This window comes from Streptomyces sp. SID5910 (assembly GCF_009862125.1).
Lineage (GTDB): Bacteria > Actinomycetota > Actinomycetes > Streptomycetales > Streptomycetaceae > Streptomyces.
On sequence record NZ_WWHX01000833.1, the window covers coordinates 1 to 4573 of the forward strand.

The window sequence follows — 4573 nt, forward strand, 5'->3', positions numbered from 1 at the left end:
ACGTCCGGGATGTCGTACTCGCCGCCGAAGCCGACCGTCGAGCCGTCCATGTGCGTCTGGGGGGACTTCTCGGAGATCACCATCTGCCCGTTGTACGTCGGGTTCTCGGCGCTGCCCGCCGAGATCGGGATCGACTTGACCGTCTCGCCGTCGCGCACGACCGTCATGGTCTGCGTGTTCACATCGACCGTGGAGACCTGCGAGCGGCCCACGGTGAAGGTGACGGTCTTCTTCTGCACGCCGAAGACGCCGTTCGCGCCCTCCACCCCGTCCAGGTCGATCTTCATGGTGACCTTGGAGCCGGCCTTCCAGTAGTCGTCGGGCCGGAAGTCGAGCCGCTGCGCGCCGAACCAGTGCCCGACCACCTCCTGTCCGCTGCTGGAGGTGACCGTGATGTGCGACTGCACGGCCTTCCTGTCGCCGATCTCCTTGTCGAACGTGAACGACACCGGCATCCCCACGCCCACCGTGGCGCCCCCGTCCGGGGTGTAGGTGCCGATGAAGCTGTTGTCCGAGGAGACGGTCGTGAAGGTCGCGTCGGCCGAGGCCGGCAGACCTGCCGCGTCCTTCGCGCTCGCGCTGATCCGGTACTTCGTGCCGCGCTCCAGCTGCTCCTTCGGCTTCCAGCTCGTGCCGTCGGCGGACACCGAGCCCGGCACGGCCGTGCCCGAGCCCGCCACCGTCATCCGCACGTCGGTCAGCTTGCCGTCGCTGACCTTCACGCCGGTCGCGTTGATCGACGCGCCGGTCGAACCGTCCTTCGCGGAGATCACCACCTTCGCCACGGAGGTCTTGACCGAACCGGTGCCGTCCCTGCCGTCACCGCCGCTCTTGTCGTCGGCGCTGGCGCTGCCGCCGCAGGCGGTGAGGGTCAGGGCGCCGGCCACGAGGGCGGCACAGGCCACCAGTACACGACGCGCTGATACGTCCTGCGTTGTCACGGGCTGCTCCAGGTTCAGGTGATGTGCGTGGCCGCTTCAGCCCTGAAGAGCGGACCGGCGGCCGAGGGGGTTCCCACCGGCCGTCGGAAAAGCCGATCGGTGACAGAACCGCGACAATCACCCCCCACCGCCCGGCACTTGCCCCGCCGCACACCGTCTCCCGCCGCCCGAACGCCGGTCCCCGCACGGCCTTCCACCGGACGCCGGCCCCGTTACGACATCCCGCGCGCGTCCCCGTACGACTAGCCGTACAACTCTCCGTACAGCTCCCCGTACGACGGCCACGTCCCGCCCGGCCCGTCCACCGGCCCCGCGGCCCGTACCGCGCGCACGATCGCCCGGGTCACCGTGTCCGCGCCCGCCGCCAGCACCTCGTTCAGCGCGAGCGGCTGCGTCGCGTCGAGCGGGCGTTCGCCGGTGGCCAGGGCGAACACCGTGTCCCCGTCGTTGAGCAGGTGCACCGGACGCACGGCACGCGCGATGCCGTCGTGCGCGGTGCCGGCCAGCTTCTGCGCCTGCGCCTTGGACAGGTCGGCGTCGGTGGCGACCACGGCGAGCGTGGTGTTGAGCGGAGGCGGTGCGTTCCGCGCCGCGGCCTCGGCGAGGCGCCGCCGCGCCGCCTCGTGCACGTCCGCCGCCGGCCACTCCACGCGCCGCCCCTGGAACAACTCCCCGTACAGCACCCCCGTCTCCGGATCCGTCACCGACCCCGCCGCGTTGGCCACCACCAGCGCGGCCACCGTGATCCCCGACTCCAGCACGGTGCTCGCGGTGCCGACCCCGCCCTTCAGCGCCCCCACCACGGCCCCGGTACCGGCCCCGACGCCGCCCTCGGCCACCGGCGCACCCGGTGCGCTCGCGTGCGCCGCCTCGACGGCCGCCCGCCCGGTGGCCGCGTCCGGCCTGGCCCGGAAGTCGCCGCCGCGCCCCAGGTCGAAGACGCAGGCGGCGGGCACCACCGGCACGACGTGGGCCGGATCGGGGCCGACGCGCACCCCGCGGCCCCGCTCCTCCAGCCAGGCCATCACCCCGGACGCCGCGTCCAGCCCGTAGGCGCTGCCGCCGGTCAACACCACCGCCTCGACCTTCCGCACCAGGTTGCGCGGGTCGAGCGCGTCGGTCTCCTTGGTGCCGGGACCGCCGCCGCGCACGTCCACGGCGGCCACCGCCCCGCCCTCCGGCGCGAGCACCACCGTCGTGCCCGTGAGCCACCCGCCGCCGATACGCGTCGCGTGCCCCACCCGCACCCCGGCCACGTCCGTCAATGCGTCAACTGTCATGCCCCCAGTGTCGACCGGCGGCGCGCCCTCAGGCGGCCGGCGCCGTCGTCCCCCGTCCCGCCGCACCCGCACGGGCCGTCAGCGTCACCCCGGTCGCCACCGCCAGCGCCAGGACGATGCCCGCCGCCAGCACGGCCGTCTCGCCGAGGAACGTGCAGCCGATCACCAGCAGCGCGGCCGTCGGCAGGACCGCCTGCTGCGCGATGCCCACCTTGAAGTGGCGGGCGTGCAGCACCCAGACCGTGAGCAGATACATCGCCGTCGGCAGGGTCACCGCGGCCGACGCCGCGAGCGTCGAGATGTGCGCCTTGCCGACCGCCTCCTCCACCGCCACCTCAAGGCCCGCCCCGATCGCCGCCGCCGAGGCGAAGACCAGGTAGTGGCCGTAGCCCCACACGAAGGCCTGTCTGCTGGAGCGCAGGTGGCCGTGGACGGGCACCACGAAGTAGATCCACCAGGCGGCGAAGACGATCAGCAGCCCGCCCACCGCGATCGGCAGCAGCTCGCCCAGCGCGTCGTTCTCGTCGATGCCCGACTTCACCGCGACCGTGGCGGCGGCGATGGTCTCGCCGAGCACGATGATCGTGAACAGCCCGTACCGCTCGGAGATGTGGTGCGGATGCCAGGACGACTGGTGGTTCCTCTCCGCGAGCGTCGGCACGCACAGCTCCAGCAGCGCCATCACCAGGAACAGCCACGCCCTTCCGGCGTCCGGCACGAACAGCAGCCCCACCCAGCCGACCTGGCAGAGCAGCACGCCACCCGCGTATCTCAGCGTCATCGCGCGCTCCGCCGGCCCGGCGTGGCGCGCCGCCCGCAGCCACTGCGCGGACATGGCGAGCCGCATGATCACATAGCCGATCACGATGACCAGGAAGTCGTGGTCCTGGAAGGCCCGGGAGATCCCGGCGGCGAGGACCAGGACACCGGCGATCTGCACCAGGGTGACGACCCGGTAGAGCACGTCGTCGTTGTCGTACGCGGAGGCGAACCAGGTGAAGTTCATCCACGCCCACCAGATGGCGAAGAAGACCATCGCGTAGTAGAGGATCCCCTCGCCGGCATGCCCCTCGGCGACCGCGTGCACGAGCTGGACGCCCGCCTGGGCGACGGCCACGACGAAGCACAGGTCGAAGAGGAGCTCCAGCGGCGAGGCGACGCGGTGGGACTCGTGAGGCGGCCGGGCCGTGAGCCTGCGCAGGGGCCGGCGGCCGGCGGCCGGGGCGGACGACTCGGGCGGGGGAGCGGGACTGGACGTCATGGGTCCCAGCACAGCAGAGACGAGGCGGAAGTGCTCGTAGGGGGCGGGCCGTACCCTGGGAGCCATGAGCACCGCCCCCGAACCCGAGCCCCGCGCGCCGAAGCCCGCGCTGGTCTTCGACGACCCCTTCGACCAGCAGTCCTCGGACGACACCGACCGGGGATGGGGCGAGCGGCCCGAGGCCGACAGCGCGGCCGACCTCAAGCGCTTCCTCGACGAGAAGCCGCCCCACCACCTGTGAGCAGGGCGGACGACAGGCTCTAGGTGCGGTCGTGCCCCGATCCGCGCTGGGCGACCAGCGCGTCGCGGATCTCCTTGAGCACCTCCAGCTCGGACACCTCGACGACCTCCTGCGTGCCCTCCCGCGCCTTGCGGCGGGCCTCCTGACGGGCCAGGTACTTCGACATGGGCAGAACCATCAGGAAGTAGACGACGCCCGCCGTGATCAGGAACGTGAGGGTGGCGCCGAGCACCGAGCCCCACAGGATCCGCACGCCGGTCGCACTGTCGCCCGTACCGGTGCACGGGCCCTTGAGGCAGGAGCTGTAGCTGTCCAGGTTCTGCGTGCCGAACGCGCCGACCAGCGGATTGATGATGCCCTTCACCACCGAGTTGACGATGTTGGTGAAGGCGGCGCCGATGACCACCGCGACTGCCAGATCGACGACGTTGCCGCGCATCAGGAAGGCCTTGAAGCCTTGCAGGACGCTCGGTTCCTTCTTCGCGCTCACCTCGGGGGCACTCCTCACATGACCAGGTTGTGGAACAAAACGCTCCGCAACCTACGCCGCCGCCCGGCGGTGCTGTCCAGTCCGGTCCCACCAACGAGGGACTTGACAGGCTCAGCACAGGGTCACCGCCAGCCGTGTCCGGGCCCCCGCGCCGACCAGCCGGTGTGCGGTGGCGGCCGGCACCGACAGCACGACCAGCGCCCCGGACCCGGTCACCCCGGCGTCCGACGGCCCGCCCTCCGCCACGCCGTCCCCCGCCGCCCCCGAAGCGCCCCCAGCCGGCCCCGGCCTCGGCCCCGGCACCTCCACCACCCGCGCACCCCGCGCGACCACGGCGACCTCGCCGCCCGCGCCCTCCCC

The 4573-nt window shown here is 72.5% G+C and carries 5 protein-coding genes and 1 pseudogene; 1 reads left to right on the top strand and 5 read right to left on the bottom strand.

Annotated features, from left to right (window positions below; genetic code table 11):
• The 3 genes from GTW67_RS29360 to GTW67_RS29370 form a co-directional block, all read right to left on the bottom strand.
• The coding region (locus GTW67_RS29360; protein ID WP_161167783.1) for an Ig-like domain-containing protein at positions 1-941 on the bottom strand (941 nt) is incomplete at its 3' end.
• Positions 942-1183: 242 nt separating this feature from the next.
• Positions 1184-2221 carry a P1 family peptidase gene (locus tag GTW67_RS29365; protein ID WP_161167784.1) on the bottom strand — a complete coding sequence of 346 codons (1038 nt, stop codon included), beginning with the start codon at positions 2219-2221 and terminating at the stop codon, positions 1184-1186.
• Between the two features lie 28 nt (positions 2222-2249).
• Complete coding sequence (locus GTW67_RS29370; RefSeq protein WP_161167785.1) at positions 2250-3482, bottom strand: low temperature requirement protein A; 1233 nt, start codon at positions 3480-3482, stop codon at positions 2250-2252.
• A gap of 64 nt (positions 3483-3546) precedes the next feature.
• Between GTW67_RS29370 and GTW67_RS37160 the strand changes: the two genes are divergently transcribed.
• Complete coding sequence (locus GTW67_RS37160) at positions 3547-3723, top strand: hypothetical protein (RefSeq protein ID WP_202437848.1); 177 nt, start codon at positions 3547-3549, stop codon at positions 3721-3723.
• Between the two features lie 19 nt (positions 3724-3742).
• On the opposite strand, the gene mscL is transcribed toward GTW67_RS37160, so the two are convergent.
• A complete protein-coding gene (gene mscL / locus GTW67_RS29375; RefSeq protein ID WP_161167786.1) occupies positions 3743-4213 on the bottom strand; it encodes a large conductance mechanosensitive channel protein MscL in 471 nt (156 codons plus the stop codon).
• 111 nt (positions 4214-4324) lie between these two features.
• Positions 4325-4573 (bottom strand): annotated as a pseudogene (locus tag GTW67_RS29380) (hypothetical protein); the annotation flags it as partial.

Bases quoted from the DNA above. Each gene is read 5' to 3' on its own strand.
- GTW67_RS29370 (WP_161167785.1), bottom strand. From the start codon at position 3,482: ATGACGTCCAGTCCCGCTCCCCCGCCCGAGTCGTCCGCCCCGGCCGCC.
- GTW67_RS37160 (WP_202437848.1), top strand. From the start codon at position 3,547: ATGAGCACCGCCCCCGAACCCGAGCCCCGCGCGCCGAAGCCCGCGCTG.
- GTW67_RS29365 (WP_161167784.1), bottom strand. From the start codon at position 2,221: ATGACAGTTGACGCATTGACGGACGTGGCCGGGGTGCGGGTGGGGCAC.